The organism is Acetobacter persici (assembly GCF_018256955.1).
Taxonomy (GTDB): Bacteria; Pseudomonadota; Alphaproteobacteria; order Acetobacterales; family Acetobacteraceae; genus Acetobacter; species Acetobacter persici.
In genome coordinates this window covers 139,595-161,032 of sequence record NZ_JAERKU010000002.1, presented here as the reverse complement: position 1 = coordinate 161,032, position 21,438 = coordinate 139,595, and the positions used below count along the sequence as shown (strand labels likewise).

At 60.0% G+C, this 21,438-nt stretch carries 21 protein-coding genes; 3 read left to right on the top strand and 18 right to left on the bottom strand.

The window, feature by feature from the left end; all coding sequences use genetic code 11:
* Positions 1 to 2: 2 nt before the first annotated feature.
* The 14 genes from bamA to folK all read right to left on the bottom strand — a co-directional run bounded on the left by bamA (position 3) and on the right by folK (position 14,340).
* Entirely contained in the window at positions 3 to 2,432 is a 2,430-nt protein-coding gene (bamA, locus tag JK199_RS02885; RefSeq protein ID WP_086655744.1) for an outer membrane protein assembly factor BamA, read from the bottom strand.
* A 129-nt stretch (positions 2,433 to 2,561) separates the two neighbouring features.
* Positions 2,562 to 3,674 (bottom strand): RIP metalloprotease RseP, encoded by a 1,113-nt coding sequence (rseP, locus tag JK199_RS02880; RefSeq protein ID WP_212374083.1) that lies wholly within the window; start codon positions 3,672 to 3,674, stop codon positions 2,562 to 2,564.
* Between the two features lie 31 nt (positions 3,675 to 3,705).
* Complete coding sequence (dxr, locus tag JK199_RS02875; RefSeq protein ID WP_077930307.1) at positions 3,706 to 4,863, bottom strand: 1-deoxy-D-xylulose-5-phosphate reductoisomerase; 1,158 nt, start codon at positions 4,861 to 4,863, stop codon at positions 3,706 to 3,708.
* A gap of 63 nt (positions 4,864 to 4,926) precedes the next feature.
* Positions 4,927 to 5,757 (bottom strand): phosphatidate cytidylyltransferase, encoded by an 831-nt coding sequence (locus tag JK199_RS02870; protein WP_212373775.1) that lies wholly within the window; start codon positions 5,755 to 5,757, stop codon positions 4,927 to 4,929.
* Positions 5,754 to 6,500, bottom strand: a complete 747-nt coding sequence (gene uppS / locus JK199_RS02865; protein WP_035374663.1) for a polyprenyl diphosphate synthase — start codon at positions 6,498 to 6,500, stop codon at positions 5,754 to 5,756. The genes JK199_RS02870 and uppS overlap by 4 nt, the downstream gene beginning before the upstream one ends.
* Before the next feature lie 47 nt (positions 6,501 to 6,547).
* Positions 6,548 to 7,069, bottom strand: a complete 522-nt coding sequence (frr, locus tag JK199_RS02860; protein ID WP_212356201.1) for a ribosome recycling factor — start codon at positions 7,067 to 7,069, stop codon at positions 6,548 to 6,550.
* A 143-nt stretch (positions 7,070 to 7,212) separates the two neighbouring features.
* On the bottom strand, positions 7,213 to 7,950 hold the full coding sequence (gene pyrH, locus JK199_RS02855; protein ID WP_025828795.1) for a UMP kinase: 738 nt from the start codon (positions 7,948 to 7,950) through the stop codon (positions 7,213 to 7,215).
* A 114-nt stretch (positions 7,951 to 8,064) separates the two neighbouring features.
* Positions 8,065 to 8,967, bottom strand: coding sequence for a GTPase Era (gene era, locus JK199_RS02850; RefSeq protein ID WP_179194585.1), 903 nt, complete (start codon positions 8,965 to 8,967; stop codon positions 8,065 to 8,067).
* The gene (rnc, locus tag JK199_RS02845) at positions 8,957 to 9,703 is read right to left on the bottom strand and encodes a ribonuclease III (protein ID WP_212373773.1); all 747 of its coding nucleotides are present in this window, start codon (positions 9,701 to 9,703) and stop codon (positions 8,957 to 8,959) included. The genes era and rnc overlap by 11 nt, the downstream gene beginning before the upstream one ends.
* Entirely contained in the window at positions 9,700 to 10,509 is an 810-nt protein-coding gene (gene lepB, locus JK199_RS02840; RefSeq protein WP_077930312.1) for a signal peptidase I, read from the bottom strand. The genes rnc and lepB overlap by 4 nt, the downstream gene beginning before the upstream one ends.
* A 76-nt stretch (positions 10,510 to 10,585) precedes the next feature.
* The gene (gene acpS, locus JK199_RS02835) at positions 10,586 to 10,993 is read right to left on the bottom strand and encodes a holo-ACP synthase (RefSeq protein WP_212373771.1); all 408 of its coding nucleotides are present in this window, start codon (positions 10,991 to 10,993) and stop codon (positions 10,586 to 10,588) included.
* Complete coding sequence (locus tag JK199_RS02830) at positions 10,990 to 13,314, bottom strand: RelA/SpoT family protein (RefSeq protein ID WP_408742325.1); 2,325 nt, start codon at positions 13,312 to 13,314, stop codon at positions 10,990 to 10,992. The genes acpS and JK199_RS02830 overlap by 4 nt, the downstream gene beginning before the upstream one ends.
* Before the next feature lie 39 nt (positions 13,315 to 13,353).
* Entirely contained in the window at positions 13,354 to 13,725 is a 372-nt protein-coding gene (rpoZ, locus tag JK199_RS02825) for a DNA-directed RNA polymerase subunit omega (RefSeq protein WP_025829482.1), read from the bottom strand.
* 78 nt (positions 13,726 to 13,803) lie between these two features.
* Positions 13,804 to 14,340: a 2-amino-4-hydroxy-6-hydroxymethyldihydropteridine diphosphokinase gene (gene folK, locus JK199_RS02820; RefSeq protein WP_212373766.1), complete on the bottom strand. Its 537-nt coding sequence runs from the start codon at positions 14,338 to 14,340 to the stop codon at positions 13,804 to 13,806.
* A gap of 127 nt (positions 14,341 to 14,467) precedes the next feature.
* On the opposite strand from folK, the gene JK199_RS02815 reads away from it, so the two are divergent.
* From JK199_RS02815 to JK199_RS02805, 3 genes are all read left to right on the top strand, one after another.
* Positions 14,468 to 15,100, top strand: a complete 633-nt coding sequence (locus tag JK199_RS02815) for a LabA-like NYN domain-containing protein (protein ID WP_025829480.1) — start codon at positions 14,468 to 14,470, stop codon at positions 15,098 to 15,100.
* A 253-nt stretch (positions 15,101 to 15,353) separates the two neighbouring features.
* Complete coding sequence (locus tag JK199_RS02810; RefSeq protein ID WP_086655749.1) at positions 15,354 to 16,037, top strand: carbonic anhydrase; 684 nt, start codon at positions 15,354 to 15,356, stop codon at positions 16,035 to 16,037.
* The gene (locus tag JK199_RS02805; protein ID WP_244984856.1) at positions 16,009 to 17,088 is read left to right on the top strand and encodes an endonuclease/exonuclease/phosphatase family protein; all 1,080 of its coding nucleotides are present in this window, start codon (positions 16,009 to 16,011) and stop codon (positions 17,086 to 17,088) included. Before JK199_RS02810 ends, JK199_RS02805 begins: the two co-directional genes overlap by 29 nt.
* A gap of 70 nt (positions 17,089 to 17,158) precedes the next feature.
* On the opposite strand, the gene JK199_RS02800 is transcribed toward JK199_RS02805, so the two are convergent.
* From JK199_RS02800 to metX, 4 genes are all read right to left on the bottom strand, one after another.
* Entirely contained in the window at positions 17,159 to 18,505 is a 1,347-nt protein-coding gene (locus JK199_RS02800) for a DEAD/DEAH box helicase (protein WP_086655750.1), read from the bottom strand.
* A 450-nt stretch (positions 18,506 to 18,955) separates the two neighbouring features.
* Positions 18,956 to 19,558, bottom strand: coding sequence for a nitroreductase family protein (locus JK199_RS02795; RefSeq protein WP_086655751.1), 603 nt, complete (start codon positions 19,556 to 19,558; stop codon positions 18,956 to 18,958).
* Between the two features lie 47 nt (positions 19,559 to 19,605).
* Positions 19,606 to 20,226, bottom strand: a complete 621-nt coding sequence (gene metW / locus JK199_RS02790; protein WP_077930316.1) for a methionine biosynthesis protein MetW — start codon at positions 20,224 to 20,226, stop codon at positions 19,606 to 19,608.
* Positions 20,226 to 21,389 (bottom strand): homoserine O-acetyltransferase MetX, encoded by a 1,164-nt coding sequence (metX, locus tag JK199_RS02785; RefSeq protein WP_212356184.1) that lies wholly within the window; start codon positions 21,387 to 21,389, stop codon positions 20,226 to 20,228. The genes metW and metX overlap by 1 nt, the downstream gene beginning before the upstream one ends.
* Positions 21,390 to 21,438: the final 49 nt, after the last annotated feature.

Below are 21,438 nucleotides of genomic sequence, written 5' to 3'. Positions count from 1 at the left end.
CCTCAGAATTGCTGGCCGAAGCCAAAGCGAAGGAGCTGCGTGCGGTCATTATGGCTACGCATAACGGGCACGCCCAGATCGATATTCAGCAGACCGAAGGGGCTTTTCCAGGAGAAACCCGCACCGGCACTGACACGCGGCCGCAAGGTGTTACCGCTTACGTCCTGCTTATTTGTGTAAGGATTGATAATATTCCGCTGAACGCGCAAGCCGGCGACACTCCCGGAGTCAACAAACGCACGCCCCTTCACGCCCATGTCAGACAGGAACGGAATGGGGAAGTTCAGCTGGGCAGACGCCGTATACATAAAGCGGCCACCGATCAGATCTTCCGAGGCATGCCCGTAATAACCGATGCTTCGCGGCCCGGCACCACCGTCGAGGAAGCCTCGCAGATTGTTACCGCCCAGATAAAAGTTATCAATGATGCTTTTCTTGCCGTCGCCCCAGTCGGTCATGTACCCCATGCCGGCCCGCAGCGCGACCGTCCATTCATGGCTATTGGTCAGGTCATCCAGCGGAATATAGTACGCGCCATTCACTTTGCCACGGACATACCGCGAGTTCCCGCCGATACCAGCGAAATCACCCCCGACAGACACCATATAGCCGCTATGCGGCACCATATGATTGTCGCGCGTATCATAGACCAGATTGGTGCTGAGCTGGGAGAGCGTGGTTGCCCCTTTATTGTCCAGAACATACCATGAAGACTCATCCCATGTATTGCCGACGTTACGGCGCATCAGGGTGTAGCTCCACGACTGGGACAGATAGCGGTTATAGGCATACCCCATACGCAGGGTGAGACCGTAACGGCTTTCTGAATAGTTCTGATAGGTCTGGTATTTGTTCTCAATCCCGAACAGGTCAATCCCCGCCACCATGTTGCGGCTCAGGAAGGCCGGATCAGTCACGGAGAAATCCGCCTGCTTCTGCCACATGGACATGGTGCCGGACAGACCGGCATCCACACCTGAGCCGAGCAGGTTATGCTGCTTCAGGCCGATATTGCCCAGCACGCCAACGTCGGTTGAGTACCCGCCACCCAGCGAGAATTCACCCGTCGGCTTTTCCGTCACGTTGACAGACACGTTGGTACGGTCCTGCGCAGACCCCTGATTTTCATCCAGCGAAACGCTTTTGAAAAATCCGAGATCTTCCAGACTCTGCTTGGCGTATTTCTTGTAGCTGGGGGTGTACGGGTCACCTTCCGCAAACGGCAACTGGCGACGGATCACGTTATCCTGCGTGACGGTGTTTCCGTTCACGTCAATCCGCTCGATATACCGGCGCGGGCCTTCGCTCACATCAAACAGCAGGTTGACGGTATGTTTTTCCGGGTTACGGGCAATTTCCGGGCGCACCATCGCAAACGGATGGCCCTGTGCCTGAAGAATTTCCTCCATATCCGTCGCGTTATCCTGCACGGCCTTACCGTCGTACCACTGATGGGCAAACAGCTCGACATATTTACGCAGGGACTTCGCCGGAACATGGCGCAGGCTGGACCGGATATCCACCTTCCCCAGACGGTAGCGAATACCTTCGTTCATCGTGAAGGTCACGTAGAAGGATTTGCGGTCCGGAGAGAGTTCACCCGTGGCGTTCTTGACGTCAAAATCAACATAGCCATTGGCCAGATAGAAACGGCGCAGCAGCTCGGCATCATATTTCAGACGGTCCGGATTGTACTCATCAGAAGAGGAGAAAAACCGGTACCATGCGGTTTCCTTGGAGGAGACCACCCCGGCCAGACGCGCTTCGGAATAGGCTTTGTTGCCAACGAAGCTGATCTTGCGGATCAGCGTCTGCGGACCTTCATTGATCTGGAAGACAACGTCCACACGGTTATGCGCCAGACGGACAATCTGGGGTGTCACCACAGCGGCGTAACGGGCCTTCTGGGCATAGACGTCCAGAATCTTCTGCCGGTCATCCGCCGTTGTTTCTGCTGAATACACAGCACGCGGACGCAGGGCGATAACCTTACGCAGGTCTTCATCCTTCGCCGCGTGGTTGCCTTCAAACACGATGCGGTTGACGATCGGGTTTTCCACCAGCCGCACATGGAGGATCCCCCCCTCGCGCCGCATGGAAACATCCTTGAACAGACCCGTGGCGTAAAGCGTTTTCAGGGAGCGGTTCAGGTCTTCCTGACTGAACGAATCTCCCGGCCGCACCACCATGTAGGACAGCACGGTATTGGTCTCGATACGGGTATTCCCGGAGACCGTAATATCTTCAATCACCCCACCGGAATGTCCCGACAGAGCAGAGGTGGATGCCGAGAGTCTGGCCTGCCGCGCAGAGACGGAGGCAGGCGCCTGTGCGCCATCATCCGCAGCCGCAGCGCGCGCGACCTTTCCTTCCGTCAGAAAGAAAGGCAGCACGCAGACAGAAACAAAAAGGGCTGAACGCTTACCCGTCAAGATTTGCCATCCTCCATCCGGGTCGTTCCCATCTCAGGAGACCTTCCCCTGTTGTTCTGTCGCCCGCAGGGGGACGTATCCGATATAACCCGTGTCACGCAAGTTCTTCCGTTCCAGCCCGACTGTAATTCAGCTTACGAGCGATGCAATCCACTTAAACAATCCGAAACCAGACAGATCATTAAACGTCGAAAACAAGAACAGGCCAGCCAGAAGCGCGAAACCAGCCTGAAAACTGATTTCCTGAATACGCTTTGAAACCGGACGCCCTCTTACTGCCTCTATGGCATAAAAAACCAGACGTCCGCCATCAAGAAGCGGCACCGGGAACAGATTTATTAGACCCAGATTAACAGAAAGCAAAGCCATGAACGAAAGCAGGCTGGCAAAACCATACTGCGCCACCTGCCCCGAGAGCTGCGCGATCTTGAGCGGGCCGCCCAGATCCTTGGCTGTATGACGGCCGGTGAGAATTTGCCACACGCCATCCAGTGTCTGGACGGATGTTGTCCACGTCGCCCTGACGCCAGCCACAACGGCGGACGGCACGGAAAGCGGCTTGCCGGCTTCGGTTGCAAACATCACGCCAAGCTGGCCATGCGGCTGCGCTGAGGACGACTCCGCTGCGGTCCCGATTGTCACCGGCAGGTCCACGTCCTGCCCCGCGCGGCGCACCGTGAGGGTGGTTTTAGCCCCGGCTTCCCCCGTGACAGTTGTCTGCACATCCTGCACGTCCGTGACGTCATGCGTGCCGATTCTGCGGATCACGTCACCGGGCTGCACGCCTGCCGTCGCGGCGGCCCCGCCGGGCATGACGGACGCAATCTCATTGCGCACCGTCGGTTGGCCGACCGAGGCAAAAATGATGGTAAACAGCACAATCGCCAGCAGGAAGTTAAACACCGGCCCCGCGACAATCACGATCGCCCGTGACCAGACGGATTTATCATGGAAGGTCCGGCCCGGAATCCACGCGGCTTTCTGCTCTTCCGTTGCGTCCTCCGGGTCTTCAAACCCGTGCGGGCGAACATAGCCCCCCAGAGGGATGGGGCAGACACGCCATTCCGTGCCGCTGCGGTCATGCCAGCGGAACAGGGCCGGGCCAAACCCCAGAGAGAACACTTCCACATGCACCCCCCGCCAGCGCGCGGCCAGATAATGCCCAAGCTCGTGAATGGTCACGAGCACGCCGAGCACAAAGGCAAAGGAGATAAGGGTACGCAGGTATTCGTGTATCATGATTATCCGGATATCGGCTCAGAGAGCTGTTTTCTCAAGCCGCCAGGGCAAGAGTATGGCTGCGGGCCGCTTTACGGGCCTCGGCATCCCAGTGCAGCACGGCCTCCAGCGTATCCGCCGGGGGGGCGCCGAGCGCCGTCATGGTCTGCTCAACCACACGGGCAATGTCCAGAAAGCCGATCTGTTCCTTCAGGAACGCTTCAACCGCAATTTCATTAGCCGCGGACAGAATGGCCGGAGCAGCGCCGCCGCTCCGCAGAGCTTCCCGCGCCAGACGCAGCGCCGGGAAACGCACCATGTCCGGCGCGCTGAATTCAAGCGTGGCAAAGGCCGCGAGATCCAGATGGCTAGAGGTTGTTGCCATGCGCTTCGGCCAGGCCAGCGTGTGCGCAATGGGGATCCGCATATCCGCAGACCCCATCTGCGCAATCAGGCTGCCATCCGTATATTGCACCAGCCCATGCACCACAGACTGCGGGTGTACCAGCACATCAATACGGTCTTCCGTCAGACCAAAAATGCGGGCGGCCTCAATCACTTCCAGTCCTTTATTGAACATGGTTGCGGAATCAATGCTGATTTTTGCCCCCATGCTCCATGTCGGGTGCTTGAGCGCCTGTGCCGGGGTCGCGGCTTCCATCTCTTCCAGAGACGCTTTGCGGAACGGGCCGCCGGACGCCGTGAGGATAATTTTGGCAACCTGATCCGCCTGCTTGTCCGCCATAGCCTGCGCAATGGCGTTATGCTCGGAATCTACCGGCAGCAGCGTGGCCCCGGCGTCCGCTACAGCACGGAGCATGACATCCCCGGCGCACACCAGAGCTTCCTTGTTGGCCAGCGCAATGGACTTGCCGTTTTTGACAGCCGCCAGCGTCGGCTCCAGCCCGGCAGCCCCGGTGATAGCCGCCATTGTCCAGTCTGCTGGCAAGCCAGCAGCGGCAATCACAGCCGCTCGGCCGCAGGCGACCTCGGTGCCGCTACCTGCCAAAAGCGTGCGCAGTTCTTCAAACGCCTTTTCATCGGCAACAACAGCCAGTTCGGCCTTCAGGCTTTTTGCCTGCTCCGCCAGTTTGGCGGCGTTGCTGCCGCCTACCAGCGCCCGCACCCGGAACTGGTCACGCGCCTGCTCCAGCAGATCCACGGTTGAGCAGCCAATGCTGCCTGTGCTTCCCAGAACGGTAACGGTTCTCATGCGCCCTCTTCCAAACCAGACAAAGGCGGCATGGCCTGATAAAAGCCTGCCGCCTGTTGAGACTCACCCCGGCATTTTTCCTGCCAGAAAAGCGAAAACAGCGTGTGCCCCTGCCGTCCAGAACGGAGCCGGAGCCGCCACACATAATGAGATCAGAGCCGCAGCCGGTGCGGCGACGACAAGACCATCAAACCGGTCCAGCAACCCGCCATGCCCCGGCAACAGCGTGCCGGAGTCCTTGACACCCAGCGCGCGCTTCATGGCACTTTCCGCCAGATCACCCGCCTGCGCCGCCACACCCAGCACCGCGCCCCAGAACGCAGCAGTTGCCACACCGCCCTGCCCGGAAAGAGCCGCGATCACGCAGCCGCACACCACAGCGCCCACCAGACCACCCGCCGAGCCTGACCATGTTTTGCCGGGAGAAATACGCGGTGCCAGTTTGGGCCCACCCATCAACCTGCCAGTCAGGTACGCCGTGGTGTCACTCGCCACCACAACTGCCACCACAAACAGCACCGGCCATACGCTTTCCAGCCGCAGCCAGACGAGAGCCGTGCCCGCCAGCACAATCACGCACATCACCGCGCATAACTGCGCCCCGAATATGATGGAAGAAAGGCAGAAAACCGGAAAGGCCTCCCACCGGCCCGTAACCGCCGCCAGCCCGGCCCCGATGGCCCACAGCACATACACGCTGCCCCGCCATGATCGCGGGGAGAGCCCGAACAGCAGAGCCGCTTCCGCCGCCATGCCGCCCATCACGCCCAGAATGAGAAGATCATAAAGGATACCGCCCATGCCGATGCACAGCCCGGCCACCAGAACCAGCACGCAGGCGGACATCAGACGCGTGCGCAGGTCTCTCCACGCAGAAGCATCAGGCTGGCTCATGATGCAGAGGGCCTCGCGCCAAACCGGCGCTCCCGGCGGGCATAGGCCTCCAGCACGGTCGCAAAATGCCCTTCATTGAAGTCGGGCCAGAAAATATCGAGAAAAACGAGTTCCGCGTAAGCACTCTGCCATAGCAGGAAGTTGGACAGCCGGAACTCCCCGCTGGTCCGCACCACCACATCCGGGTCTGGCACGCCAGCGGTCCACAGCTTGTCCGCAAACAGGGTTTCATCAATCTGTTCGGGCTTCAGGTCACCCTGCTGCACGGACTGCGCGAGCCGCCGGGCGGCCTGCACAATATCACCACGCCCGCCATAGGAGAGCGCCAGAAGCAGGGTCAGTCGCCCGTTATCCCGTGTGAGGGATTCCGCACGCGCCAGTTCTTCCCGCAGACTGACGTCAAACCGCGCCAGATCCCCGATAAAGCGGATACGCACACCTTCCCGGTGCAGTTCCGCCACTTTGTGCCGCAGATAATACCGCAGAAGGCTGGTCAGATCCGCGACCTCAGCAGGCTCGCGTGACCAGTTCTCTGAAGAAAACGCATAGAGCGTGAGATATTTTACGCCACGATTGATCGCGGCACGCAGGCAGCGTGAAACCGCTTCCGCCCCCGCTTTGTGCCCGGCCAGACGCGGCAGACCTCTCTCCAGCGCCCAGCGACCGTTGCCATCCATAATAATGGCAACATGCGCGGGGACGACAGATTTCCTGTCTACAGTCCCGGATGATTTTGTCGGCACGGTTTCACCACCACGGGCCAGAGAGAGGAATCCCGACGCCACGCGCGTCAGACCTGCTTAATCTCGCGATCTTTGTCAGCCAGCATGTCATCAATTTTTTTCACATACTGGTCCGTGAGCTTCTGGATAGCGTCAGACCAGGTCTTGACGTCATCCTGACTGATCTCACTCTTTTTCTCAAACGCCTTGGCTTTATCCATGCCGTCACGCCGCACGCCACGGGCGGCAATCTTGGCACCTTCCGCATAGCGGGCAGCGGCCTTTGCCAGTTCATGGCGGCGTTCTTCCGTTAACTGCGGGATCGGCACGCGGATCAGCTGGCCGTCAGAAGCCGGGTTCAGGCCCAGCCCTGCGTCACGAATGGCGCGTTCAACAGCCCCGACCAACACGCGGTCCCACACCTGCACGGTAATCATGCGGGCTTCCGGCACGGCAATGGAGCCAACCTGCGTCAGCGGCACTTCACCGCCATAGGCTTCCACGCGCACCGGCTCCAGCAGGGCCGGGCTGGCGCGGCCAGAACGCAGGCCCGCAAAGTCACGACGCAGGCTTTCCAGCGCGCCATCCATGCGGCGCGTCAGGTCATCCAGAAGGGCATTCAGATCAGACACGGTCTTTCTCCCGTTTCCCGGACGGACCCGCAGGCCCGCCTCATCACTCTTAGCATTAGCGTCCGGCGGCAGAACGCACCGGACAAGGCATTCCGTTCGGTTTACGCGGTTTCAATAATCCGCGTAAACGGGCCTTCTCCACGCATCACGCGCGGGAAAGACCCCGGCTCACCAATATTGAACACAATAATCGGCAGACGATTTTCCCGCGCCAGACTGATGGCAGCGGCATCCATCACGCTGAGCTGATTGGAGAGCACATCCATATACGTCAGCTCTTCATACCGCACGGCAGACGGGTCATGCTTGGGGTCAGCCGAATAAACGCCGTCCACCTGCGTGCCTTTCAGCAGCACGTCACATTCCATTTCCGCAGCGCGCAGGGCAGCGGCCGTATCGGTGGTGAAGAAGGGGTTGCCTGTGCCTGCGGCAAAAATCACCACGCGGCCTTTTTCCATATGCCGCACAGCGCGGCGGCGGATATAGGGTTCAGCAATGGCGGACATGCCGATGGCGGACATCACCCGCGTCGGCAGATCCTGCCCTTCCAGCGCGTTCTGCAACAGCAGGGCGTTGATCACGGTTGCCAGCATCCCGGCATAATCACCCTGCGCGCGGTCCATCCCCTTGGCCGCCGCGGCCAGACCGCGGAAGATATTGCCACCGCCCACAACAAGGCAGACTTCCCACCCGCTGCGCACAACCTCGGCAACATCAGCGGCAATACGCTCAACCGTCTGCTGATCGACGCCATAAGCGCCTGACCCCATCAGGGCCTCACCGGAAACTTTGAGCAATACGCGTTTACGGGGTGGCATCTCGCCAGTGGAAGCAGTCATTGGCCCTCAATCACGCAGATCGTCTGAAAAAGGCCCCGCCTCCGGACAGGGGGCGGGACAAGTCGCCCTTCTCTTATCCTTCATGACGCGCGGCTACAAGCGGCCAGAGCCGCCTTATGGCACATCATCCAGACCAATGGCCCGCAGACGGGCGCGCTCTTCATCCCAGCCGGACCGCTCCTTGACATTCAGGAACAGGTGGCAGGGCCGTTCCAGAAGACCGGAAAGCTGCTTACGGGCACGCTCACCAATCTGGCGGATTTTCTGCCCCCGCTCCCCGATCAGAATCGCCTTATGCCCGGCGCGGCCAACATAAATGGTGGCATCAATCCGCACGGAGCCGTCCGGGCGCTCTTTATAGCTTTCCGTCTCAACCGTGGCGCCGTACGGCACTTCCTCATGCGTTTGCAGAAAAATCTGCTCCCGCACCAGTTCCGCCGCCAGCAGACGGTCGGGCAGGTCCGTCAGATCATCTTCCGGGTAGAGATACGGGCCTTCCGGCAGACTTGCGGCCAGACGGTCCAGCAGATCCTCCACACCGCTGCCAGAGCGGGCGCTGACCATAAAGACGTGCTCCACTGCCAGCTTCTGCGTAATCTCCTGCGTCAGCGGCAGCAGGCGCTCGGGGGAGACAAGGTCCGTCTTGTTCAGCACCAGCCAGACTTTGCGGCCCGTGCTGGCCAGACGCTCGATAATGCTGTTAACGGCGTCCGTCAGGCCAGAGCGTGCATCCACCAGCAGCAGCGTGATATCCGCATCTTCCGCACCGCTCCATGCCGCAGCGACCATCGCCCGGTCCAGCATCCGGCGCGGCTGGAAAATACCGGGCGTATCCACCAGCAGAATCTGCGTGGAGCCGCGCATCAGAATCCCCAGCACGCGGGCACGGGTTGTCTGCGCCTTCGGGCTGACAATGGAGAGTTTAGCCCCCGCCATTTTGTTCAGCAGCGTGGATTTCCCGGCGTTTGGCGCCCCCACCAGTGCTGCAAAGCCGCAGCGCGTCGTCTCACCCATGATCCGGGCCTCCAAGTTGTTCAAGCAGATCCGCTGCCGCGGCACTCTCGGCGGCGCGCTTGTTACCAGCCCGCCCTTCTCCACTCCGGCCACCAGCGGTCACCTGCACCACAAACAAAGGCGCGTGGGAGGGGCCATCAGCCCCGATTGTCTCATAAACCGGCAGGCTTTGCCCGCGCCCCAGCACCCATTCCTGCAAGGCCGTTTTCGGGTCCTTGGGCGGACGGGCCTGTGCATCCAGCATCGGCTTCCAGGCTTTGCGTACAATGGCGCGGGCCGGGTCCAGCCCGCCATCCAGAAAGACGGCGCCCAGCACGGCTTCCAGCGCATCGGCCACCACATTGGCGGTGCTCTGCACCCCCACGCGGGCCTCATGCGTGGCGACCGCCAGACTGGCAGGCAGATCAATCCGCTCGGCAATTTCAGCCAGCGTGGCGCGGGAGACCAGATGCGCCAGACGGGAGCCGAGCGCGCCTTCCTGCTCCGCCGGATAGCGTTCCAGCAGCCATTCCGCCATCAGCAACCCCAGAACGCGGTCCCCGATAAATTCCAGACGTTCATTGGAGCCCATGCCACGCGCCTTTTGCGGGCGGCGGCGGCCACCAGCGTTCTGGTGCGCGGCGGACCGATGGGTCAGAGCCTCATGCAGCAGGGCCGGATTGCGAAACTGGTAGCCCAGCCGATCCTGCAAAGCGATGACCGCAGAGGCTTCTCCGGCAAAAACAGCGGGGCGTTTCACGTGATGCTCCGGAAAATCCGGGCCCAGCGAATTTCCACCGGCCAGTACCAGACCTGCCAGAACGGATGCGCGGACTCTACCGAGAAGAACACGCGCCCGGCATGGCCCACCAGATTTTCCATGGGCACAAAACCAAGGTCTTTCGGGCCATCGCCCATAAAGCGGCTGTCCGCGCTATCATCCCGGTTATCGCCCATGGCAAAGAAATAGCCCGGCGGCACAACGTAATCCGGCGTGTTATTCTGCGCGCCATCATCCATCAGCTTCAGCACCTGATGTGCTACAACCCCTTTACCGCCGCTGGCGGGAAGCTGCTCCTCGCAGGCCTCCCCTTCCATCGGCACGCGGGATTCATCCATCGCCGTGTATGGGTGCGGGGCAAGGCAGGGCACCAGCTCATTATTCAGATACAGATGCCCTTCCGTCACCCGGATATGGTCACCCGGCAGACCGATAATCCGTTTGACGTAATCAACCGAGGTATCTTTGGTAAAACGGAACACAGCCACATCCCCCCGGTGCGGCTCAGCGCCCCAGATCCGTCCCTGAAACAGGTTGGGCGAGAACGGGAAGGAAAAGCGGGAATACCCATAGCTGTATTTGGACACCATGATGTAATCCCCCACCTGAAGGGTCGGGATCATGGAGCCGGACGGAATGACAAAGCTTTCAAACAGAAAAGTGCGGAACAGCGTAACCGCCAGCACCACCCCGATGATGGTTCTGGCATAGTCCAGCACGAGCTGCCCGAGTGTTGCCGGCTCCCCTGCGCCTGATACCGTGGGAGTCTGGTTCGGGTTGGTCATGTCCTGCACCGCCTGTCTGCGTCATTAGGAAAGAAAAGAAAAACCGGCGGGATCAAGCCGCGCACCCTGCCCGATGTCAAGCCGGACGCCCCGAGATCAGGACCTCGGCAAACGCGTACGGATGTTCATCCGTCATGCTCAGCACCAGATGCGGCACCTGCCCGGCTGGCATGATCTGCTGCAACCGGAGCAGGGCTGCACCTGTCAGCACCAGTGTCGGCTGGCCAGAGGGCAGGTTTTCCACCCCGATCTGGCTTTGCGCCACACCCTGCGCAAAGCCTGTGCCCAGCGCCTTGGCGCAGGCCTCCTTGGCGGCCCAGCGTTTTGCATAGGCGCCAATCCGCGCCTGCCCGTACCGCCGGTCCGCCCGCGCCCGCTCCGTCGCTGTAAAAACGCGCTGGAGGAAGCGGTCGCCAAACTGTTCAATCACGCGCTCAATCCGGCGCATGTCACACAGGTCAATCCCGGCTGAAATGACACTCATGCCCGTGCCCTGTCCGCCTGAGAAATCCCCTGCGCCGCCCGGAGGGCCGCAATAACCGAGGACAGATGCCGCAGATCCCGCACTTCCACATCCACAAGGATTTCCATGAAGTCGAGCTGCCGGTGCACAATTTTCAGATTAACCACAGACGCATCAGCTTTGGACACGGTGTTGGTAATAGCAGCCAGCACGGCGGATTCATTTTCCGCCACAATGGTCACGCGCCCCACCCGCAGCTCTCCACTGCCCGAGCGGGCCATGGCGTCATAATCCCAGTCCACATCCAGAAAACGCTCGGGGGTTGCAGCAAAACTTTCCAGCGTCGGGCAGGTGCGGGTGTGAATGGTCACACCTTTGCCGGTTGCCACCACACCCACAATCCGGTCCCCCGGCAGAGCATGGCAACAGGCGGCAAAATGCACGGCCACGCCGGGGCCAAGCCCCACCAGCGGAATAGCCCCGCCAGACCGGCCGCTCCCGGCACCACTGGTCGCCCGCGGGCGCGGCCCGGCCGTACCCAGAACACCCGGCAGCCCCGCCACCATGCGCGGAGCCCGCGTGGCGCGGCGCAGTTCCGGATAGGCCGCATGCACAACATCCCGCGCCCCGAGATTATTGTTGCCCACAGCCACATACAGATCCTGAAGCGAACTCTGCTTCAGCGCCTTGATGGTCGTTTCAATAACTTTTTCGGAGCCATCGACCCCTTCCTGACGGAAGGCCTTGGCCAGTGCCGCGCGCCCGCTATCCAGATAGGTCTGACGCTGCTGGGCCGCGACATAACGGCGGATGCGCGCACGCGCCTTGCCGGTGACGACAAACCGTTCCCACGAGGGAGACGGCGCGCCGCCACGCGCGGTCATGATCTCGACCTGATCCCCGTTCTGCAACTCATGCCGCAGCGGCATCAGGCGACCGTTGATCTTGGCGCCTACGCAGGAATCCCCGATCTGACTATGCACGGCATAGGCAAAATCAACCGCTGTTGCCCCGCGTGGCAGGGAAATAAGCTGGCCTTTGGGGGAAAAGCAGAAAACCTGATCCTGATAGAGTTCAAGCTTGGTGTTTTCCAGAAACTCATCCGGCGCGGAGGACGCCTCCAGAATTTCCAGCAGATCCTGCACCCAGCGCGGACGACGGAAGCCGGTAATACCCCCCTCACTCCCGGCATCGCCTTCCTTGTAGGCCCAGTGCGCCGCCACACCGTTTTCGGCAATGTCATGCATCGCCTCGGTACGGATCTGCACTTCAATCTTCTGGTTCCGCGGGGAGCGCAGCGTCACCCCGGTATGCAGGCTCTGATATCCGTTGGCCTTGGGGGTGGAAATATAGTCCTTAAAACGCCCGGCAATGACGGGATAGGCCGCATGCACAGCCCCCAGCGCCATGTAACAATCCTCGCGCGTGTCCACCACCACGCGAAAGGCCATGATGTCCGAAAGCTGCTCGAACGCCACATTCCGGCGCTGCATTTTCTCCCAGATGGAATACGGCGATTTTTCCCGCCCGGAGACATGGACGTTTTTCAGCCCGGCCTCTTCACACAGGCGCAGCAGTTCCCGCCGCACCTCTTCAATCACATCCGCACCCTGCCCGCGCAGATAGTTCAGGCGGGCGCGGATGGTGGCATCCGCTTCCGGCTCAAGCTGCGCGAAGGAGAGGTTCTGCAACTCGGTCTTGACCCGGTCCATACCGATACGTTCGGCAAGGGGGGCGTAAATATCGAGCGTTTCCCGCGCAATGCGCTGGCGGCGGTCCACACGCTCCACAAAATGCAGCGTGCGCATGTTGTGCAGCCGGTCTGCCAGTTTGACCAGCAGAACGCGAATGTCCTTGGACATTGCCAGCACAAGTTTGCGGAAATTTTCGGCCTGTTTGGTCCGGTCAGACTGGAGTTCCAGCCGCGTCAGCTTGGTGACGCCATCCACCAGATCAGCCACCGTCGCGCCGAACTGCGCCCGCAGTTCCTCCTGCGTAACGCCGGTATCTTCAATCGTATCATGCAGCAGGGCTGTGACGATGGACGGAACATCCAGCCGGAAGCCAGCCAGAATCATCGCCACCGCCAGCGGGTGCGTTATGTACGGGTCACCATTATCGCGGAGCTGGCTCTCATGAGCCTTTTTCGCCACCTCAAAAGCGCGGCGGATACTGTCAAGGTCAGCATTGGGCGCGTAGCCGCGCACAATATTAACCAGCCGGTCACAGGTCACATCGCCTCGCCCGGACGGTTCCGGGGCAACCGGCACGGGAGCAGTTTCTCCCGTCACACCAGGCAGGAGCGCAGAACCAGCCGAAGCACCTGCCTCAGGCACCAGAATTTCGGTTCTGTTATCGCTCCCCGCCTGCGTCACACGCTCTTACCGCCGTGCGCGCCCGCTGAGAGCGGCTTCAATCGCACCGGCATCATCAGAAGCTTCCTCTTCCGGGGAGACTTCCTGCAGACCAAAGATATTCTGTTCCGTGGGAACCAGATCCTGCACTTCTTCATCCACAGGCTCGGGCTCGGGCTCGCGCGCCTGAGAGCGGATCAGATCATTGCGCAGATCCGGCAGTTTGACAGTTTCATCCGCAATTTCGCGCAGGGCGACAACCGGATTCTTGTCATTATCCCGGTCAATGGTAAGCTCTTCACCGCGTGAGATATTACGGGCGCGCTGGGCTGCGTACAGCACCAGCTCAAAGCGGTTCGGGACTTTCTCAACGCAGTCTTCGACAGTGACGCGTGCCATTACGAAGAGCCTCCACACAATTCAGCAAAAAAATTCAGAAGGACCATTGTAACGCATCCCCCCACCCCTAGGAAGTCCTTATTCCTGAATCCGCCGGATTTCCTGATCTGCAACGCCCGGCAGGAGGTCCGCCAGCGTTTTTCCGCTTTCAGGATGCACCCAGTCCGGCGCCACATCCCGCAGGGGCAGCAGCACAAAAGCCCGCTCCTGCGCGCGGGGGTGCGGGAGGGTCAGAGACGGGTCAGTCTGACACAGTGCCCCAAAGCTGATCAGGTCCAGATCAAGCGTGCGGGCCGCATTCGGGATGGAACGTTCCCGGCCGAACTGCGTTTCTATGGTCTGAAGCGCCTTTAGCAGAGCCTCAGGCTCAATGCTGGCCACCCCCCTGACCAGACCATTAATATAAGGAGGCTGACCTGACGGTGGCACAGGAGCACTTTCATACCAGTGGGAAACCGCCTCGACCGTTAATCCAGGCACCTGCCGCAATGCGGCCACAACCCGATGGCATGTTTGCAGCGCCGCCTGCCCCGCATAAGGCAGATTTGCCCCTATCGCGATAAGGACGGTATTTGCCTCGTCCGGAGTTTTTGTCAGACCTGATATATTTGCCATGTGAATGTATCTTTTTTTCTGAACACCGGTATAATCCGCGCAGGCTTAGCCTTAAATCCCTGAATGCGATAGATTTTTAACCTACATTCAAAACGTATCACTGTATTATTTAGAGGAAAAAATCCAAATGAATCTCAAAAAAGAAGAGAGAACCTGCCTCTTCATTGATGGCTCAAGTCTCTACTCCACCTCTCGCGGTCTGGGTTTTGACGTCGATTATAAAAAGCTGCTGGATTTCTTTACCTCTAAAACGCACATCATTCGCGCTTATTATTACGCCGCCATTCTGGATACGGAAGATTATTCTCCCCTCAAGCCGCTGACAGACTGGCTCTCCTATAACGGTTATTTTCTCGTCACCAAACCTGCACGCGAATTTACCGATTCCACCGGAAAACGCCGCGTTAAAGGCAATATGGAAATCGAGATTGCCGTGGATATGATGGAGATGGCCCCGCATATTGATCACGCCATTCTCTTTACCGGCGATTCAGATTTCCGCCGCGTGGTGGAAGCCGTGCAGCGTCAGGGCACCCGCGTGTCCGTTGTGTCCTCCATGCGCTCTTCCCCGCCGCTGATCGGGGATGATCTGCGCCGTCAGGCCGATAACTTCATGGAACTGGCGACCATCGCCAGCAACTTCACCCGCCGCCAGCAGGCAGAAACCCAGCGCCCCCGCACAGGGGCCGCCCCCGCCCCCATCCGCCACCCGGCGGATCAGATGAGCGAGCCGGATCTGGACGAGGATGATCTCCTCTGATCCAGCAATAGCGTTCCTCTCCTCTGATTTTCAGGTAAGACCCCTGCTTCAGCCTTTCCGGTTTTCCGGTATAGGCTGGCAGGGGTCTTTTTTTCGGTGCTTTTTCTTTCGACTCTGACGTTTCTATAAAAAAAATTTCAGAGTTATGGAAAAAAAGCCGGTGCCATGCGTTTCATTCAACTCTAACATGCAGAGCGAAGGTCTTTGGTCAGGACCGAATCCTGCACCCACTGAGTATTTTTTGGAGAAGCCTATGCCTACTTGTTCTGAAGCCCGAGCTGGCCTTATTTCGCTGCTGCGTGGCGTTGAACACTTCAATACTGAGGTTTTCCCCGCCAAACAGACCCTGTTTGCCGCTCTGGCAGACGGGCAGTCTCCTAACGCTCTGTTTATTGCCTGCGCAGACAGCCGCATTAACCCCAGCCTGATCACCCAGACAGAACCGGGTGACCTGTTCATTCTCCGTAACATTGGCAACATTGTTCCGGCCTATGGGGAAATGCTGGGCGGGGTCTCTTCCGCGGTGGAATATGCCGTCGCCGGTCTGGGTGTATCCGCCATTATCGTCTGCGGTCATTCTGACTGCGGGGCCATGAAGGCCCTGCTGGCACCAGAAAAAAGCGGGCTGGATAAAATGCCGACGGTCCGTTCCTGGTTGCGCAACGCAGAAGCCGCCCGCGCGGCGCTGGGTGACCTGAAGGCTGAAGACGCCGGTCCGGCCAATGTCCGCAGCCTGTCTGAACAGAATGTGCTGCTTCAGCTCTCCCACCTCAGAACGCACCCGGCCGTGGTTGCCGCCATGTCTCGCGGCACACTGTTCCTGCAGGGCTGGTTTTATGACATCGGGACGGGTGAAATCACCATTCTGGATGAACAGACCCGTAAAACCACCAGCATCCCGCAGGCCATTGCAAGTCTGGAAGCGCTGCCTGCCTGACATGCTGGTCATCCCGCTTTCAGCCCGGATGCCGCAAAACAAGACCGGCGAAGCAGAGGCTTCGCCGGTTTTTCTTTGCCCCATGACGTATTTCAAAACCCTGCCCCGCTCACGCGCGGTCTTTCTGGCCCTGACTGTTCTGGGCAGTACATTGCCCCCAACCGCCTATGCTGCTCATGCCGCCGCCCTCACGGCGCAGCACGCCCCCATAGCGCGCGACACACAGCCGGACTCCGATACCCGCCCCGTTACGCAGCACCCCTTAAAACTGGCGACGTGGAATATGGACTGGCTGATGGCGGAAGACGGACCTCTGGCCGCCACAGCCCCGCCGGACCGCCCGCATCGCACCCCCGCCGACTTTGAAAAACTGGCAGCCTACGCGCAGCATCTGGATGCGGATCTGATCGGCTTGCAGGAGGTGGATTCCATCCCCACCGCACAGAGACTTTTCCCGCCGCAGGCCTATCAGATTTTCATCACACAGGATGCCCTGCTCCAGCATCCGGCGCTGGCCGTCCGCAAATCGCTGCACGCCCACCAGAACCCGGATGTGGTGGACCTGAACGTCGCCCCCACAGCCGCCGCGCATCAGTTACGTCGCGGGCTGGACGTGACGATAGAGACCGGGACAAGCCCGCTGCGTGTTCTGGTGCTGCACCTTAAAACCGGGTGCTGGGATACGCCTCTTTCAGACAAAAAACACAACTGCCCCGTGCTGTTGCAACAGTTTGGCGTTCTGCAAAACTGGATCAGCGCCCGCACGGCTGCGCATGAGGCGTTTGTTATCATGGGGGATTTCAACCGGCGCATGACGGTTTATGACCCGTTTTTTTTGCTGCTGAACAAGGCCGCCCCGCTGAGCCTGACGACCGCAGGCTGGGCCAGCCCGTGCGATAATGGCACGTATTTTATTGACCATATCCTGCTGGGTGGTGCGGCCCGGAACTGGCTGCAACCCCATTCCCTGCGCGTCATGACCTATAAGGCAGAAACCGGCATCCCCACCCTGTCCGACCACTGCGCGGTTTCCATCCGGCTGACCCCATAAAAAAAACCGCTGCGGCTTTGCACCACAGCGGTTTTCAGAACACACCAGACCCCCGAAAGGGTCGAGGTTTTTACGAGTAGGCGCGGCCACGGCCGGAAGAGGCACCGCCACCAGAGCGACCGCCGCCACCCGGACGGCCACCGCCACCATTCCCACCACGCGGCGGGCCACCACGGCCACGACCACCGCCGCCGCCATTCCCGCCACGCGGCGGGCCACCGCGCCCACGGCCACCACCGCCACCCAGAACGGGGGGACGCATGGTAGAGGCTTCCGCACTTTCAGAATGCCAGGGGTGATCACGCACCACCGGAATGGGCTTGCCGATCGTCTTTTCAATATCCCGCAGCCATGCGCGCTGTTCCGGGTCACAGAAGGACACAGCCCAGCCATCACGCCCGGCACGCGCCGTCCGGCCAATCCGGTGAACGTAGCTTTCCGGCACGTTCGGCAGATCGTAGTTAAAGACGTGGCTCACATCGTCCACATCAATCCCACGCGCGGCAATGTCGGTCGCGACCAGCACCTTGACGCTACCGGCGCGGAAACCGCTCATTGCCCGCTCACGCGCGCCCTGAGATTTGTTGCCGTGGATGGCTTCCGCCACGATGTTGTTCTTGTTCAGGAACTCCGCGACCTTGTTGGCCTCATGCTTCATGAGGGTAAACACAACAGCGCGGGCGACCTTGGGGGATTCCACAAGTGTCAGCAGAGCATCACGTTTGTCCGTGCCATCCACAAACATCACAGCCTGCTGGATGCGGTCCACCGTGCTGGACGGCGGCGTCACTTCCACTTTTGCAGGGTCATGCAGCAGGGAGCTTGCCAGATCGGCAATGCTGCGCGGCATGGTGGCAGAGAACAGCAGCGTCTGCCGTTTTTCCGGCAGATACGTCATGATGCGGCGGATATCGCGCACAAACCCCATGTCCAGCATGCGGTCTGCTTCATCCAGCACCAGCACTTCCAGCCCGGACAGGTCGATATAGCCCTGACCAATCAGGTCCAGCAGACGGCCCGGAGCCGCCACCAGTACGTCCACACCCCGGCGCATGGCTTCAACCTGACGCCCCTGCCCCACGCCACCAAACACAACGGCCTGCGTGAACTTCATGTGGCGGGCATAGGCCTTGAAGCTCTCGCTGATCTGGGAAACCAGCTCACGCGTGGGAGCCAGCACCAGCACTCGCGGCTTCTTGGGGCCGGCAACCTTCGGGTGGGCATGCAGGTAATTCAGGATAGGCAGGGCAAATGCTGCCGTTTTCCCGGTGCCTGTCTGCGCCAGACCCAGCAGATCACGCCCTTCCAGCAGATGCGGGATGGACTGGGCCTGAATGGGGGTCGGCGTTTCATACCCCTGTTCGGCAAGAGCCTTCAGCAGAGGCGCGGCAAGCTTCAGATCAGAGAACGTGGTCATCAGGGCAAACCTTTTCGTGCAGCCTGAAAAGCGAGACGAGAACACCCTTTTTCAGCTACGCACCATATCGTGTCAGAACGCAGCGAACAGGACACACGGAGGCGTTCTTCTCACTCACGTTCGTGAACTTTTTTTAACAATACTGGCAGCGTCACGTCTTTTCAGAAAAAGTCTGTCTGAAAACCCTGCCTTGAAATCGTATATAAGAGGTGTTTTCAGGCCTCGCAAGCCTTCCGTACCATATTGGTCCGAAAAGAAGAGCGCCTCATAATCGTCATGCTCTGTTCATGCCCCATTCCCGCACAGGCAGGCAGACTGGGGCAAAAAATCAGGTTTTCTCAATTTTTAAGGAAGTTTTAAAAAAACAGGCCGGGTACACGCCCCTGTGAAGAGCAGACCCGGCCAAGCAATCAACTAACCAAAGTTTTAGAAGAAACTCTCCGAAGCCCCTTAAAAATGGTTGGAAATCACCACATCCTGTCGCGGCAGACTGCCGCCACGGGGCTTTGGCGGGGCGCTCCCTTTGCCAATGGCCACAAACAGGCCAATTGCATGGTCTTCCGGAAGATTGATCAGTTTACCCACGGCATCAAAGTCAAATCCGTCCATCGGGCAGGTCTCATACCCCAGAGAAACCGCCGTAAGCATCAGCGTCTGTGCCGCCAGACCGCAGGAGCGCATGGCCTCGTCCCGCTGCACCTGCTCACGCCCGCGATAATACTGGTCAATCATCCCCGCCATCAGAGTCTGCACATCCTGCGGGGCGTCCTGCCAGTAGCGGGCCGGGTTTTTTGTCCAGGCAGCGAGGTCAGCACAGACCACAATCAGCACGGATGCATCCGTCACCTGAGCCTGATCCCACGCGACGGCCCGGATCTGTTTGCGTAACGCCGGGTCTGTTACAACAACAAAGCGCCAGTTTTGCAGATTGAAGGCCGTCGGCCCCATCCGGGCGGCATCCAGAATTTGCGCAAGATCGGCTTCAGGGATCTGAAAATCCGGATCATACTGCTTAACGGCCCGTCGCGTTGCGACAGCTTTCAGAACATCCATCTTACTCGGCCTTTCTTTAGGGTCAGAATTTTCCGCAGGAAGAGTGTTCAGGCAGCGGGCGGGCAGTCCCCTTCCCGCCGCAGCAGGAACAGCGCCTGCTCACCAAACAGGTTCGCCAGCCGGATTGAACGCCGCCATGGCGCGCGTTCACCCTCTTCATCCACCGCCATCCACTGCTGCACGCAATAACCTTCTTCCTCACACAGCGCGATAAAGTCCCGGATGGTGCAGGGGTGGATATTAGGCGTTTCATACCACTGGGTATGCCACACAGCCGTCATGGGCATCCGGCCGCTCAGCAGGAGTTTCAGCCGGAGCTGCCAGTGGCCAAAATTGGGGAAAGACACAATGGCATGCCGCCCGATACGCAGCATCTGCCGCAGCACTTCCCGTGGCCGTTCCACCGCCTGAAGGGTCCGCTGCAACACCACATAATCAAACGCATCATTGGGGTAGTGCGCCAGATCGTGGTCGGCATCACCATGCACCACGGGCAGACCGTGGGCGACGGAGCGGGTCACTTCCCGCATGTCAATTTCAATCCCGCGGGCATCGCACCCGCGCAGGCGGAACAGATGGTCAATCAGCGCCCCATCGCCACTGCCCACGTCCAGAACCCGGGTGCCGGGTTCGATCATGTCCGCAATCAGCCGTTGATCAAGACGCATCAGGCCAGCCCCGCATGGTCTGCCACACCGCAGAGGAAGCCCCGCACGGTTCTGTCCAGATCCGGTTCATCCAGCAGAAAGGAATCATGCCCCTTATCCGTTTCAATCTCCACAAAGGAGACGTTGGCTGCCGCCTGATTGAGCGCGCGCACCAGATAGCGCGCGCTTGAGGTAGGGAACAGCCAGTCGGACGAGAAAGACACCACACAGAACCGCACCGGCGTTCCGGCAAAGGCGGCGGGCAGTTCCCCATCATGCTCGGCGGCAAGGTCAAACCAGTCCATCGCGCGGGTGATGGTCAGGTAGGAATTGGCGTCAAACCGCCGCACAAAGGCTGAGCCCTGATAGCGCAGATAGGATTCGACCTCGAACACATCCCCGAACATCGCCAGAGAGGCTTCCGGCGCCTGCGCATCCTTCGGGTCACGCCGCACCCGGCGGCCGAATTTACGGGTCAGCGCCTCTTCGGACAGGTAGGTGATGTGCGCCATCATCCGCGCCACGGCCAGCCCGCGTGCCGGGACGACGTTATGTTCCCAGTAGCGGCCGCCATACCAGTCCGGGTCCGCAAAAATCGCCTGCCGCCCGACCTCATTAAACGCGATATTCTGGGCCGAATGATACGGCGCGGTGGCAATCGGCATGACCGCCAGCATCATATCCGGATAGGTCACGGCCCATTCCAGCGCCTGCATGCCGCCCATGGAACCGCCGACAACCGCAAACAGCCGCTCAATCCCCAGCGAACGCACCAGTTTATACTGCGCGCGCACCATGTCCCGGATAGTAATGGGCGGGAAATCCGTGCCCCATCGTTCCGTGCTGCCGGGCTTGAGGGAGCGTGGCCCCGTGCTGCCCATGCAGCCGCCCAGCACATTGGTGCAGATAATAAAAAAGCGGTTGGTATCAATTGGCCGCCCCGGCCCGACCATGCGCGCCCACCAGCCGGGTTTGCCAGTCTGCGGGTGCGTTTCCGCCACGTACTGGTCCCCCGTAAACGCGTGACAAATGACAATTGCATTGTCCCGCCGGGCGGAAAGCTGGCCGTAGGTGCGATAAGCGACGTCAAGCGCGGGCAGATGCACACCACATTCCAGATCCAGCCCATCGGGGAAGGTGGCGTGCTGATGGTCGCCGACATCAAGGGGCGAAGTGCTGTTCATGACGGTGATACCAACTCCGGCTGGAAGACCTCCGACATAAAAGCGAAAA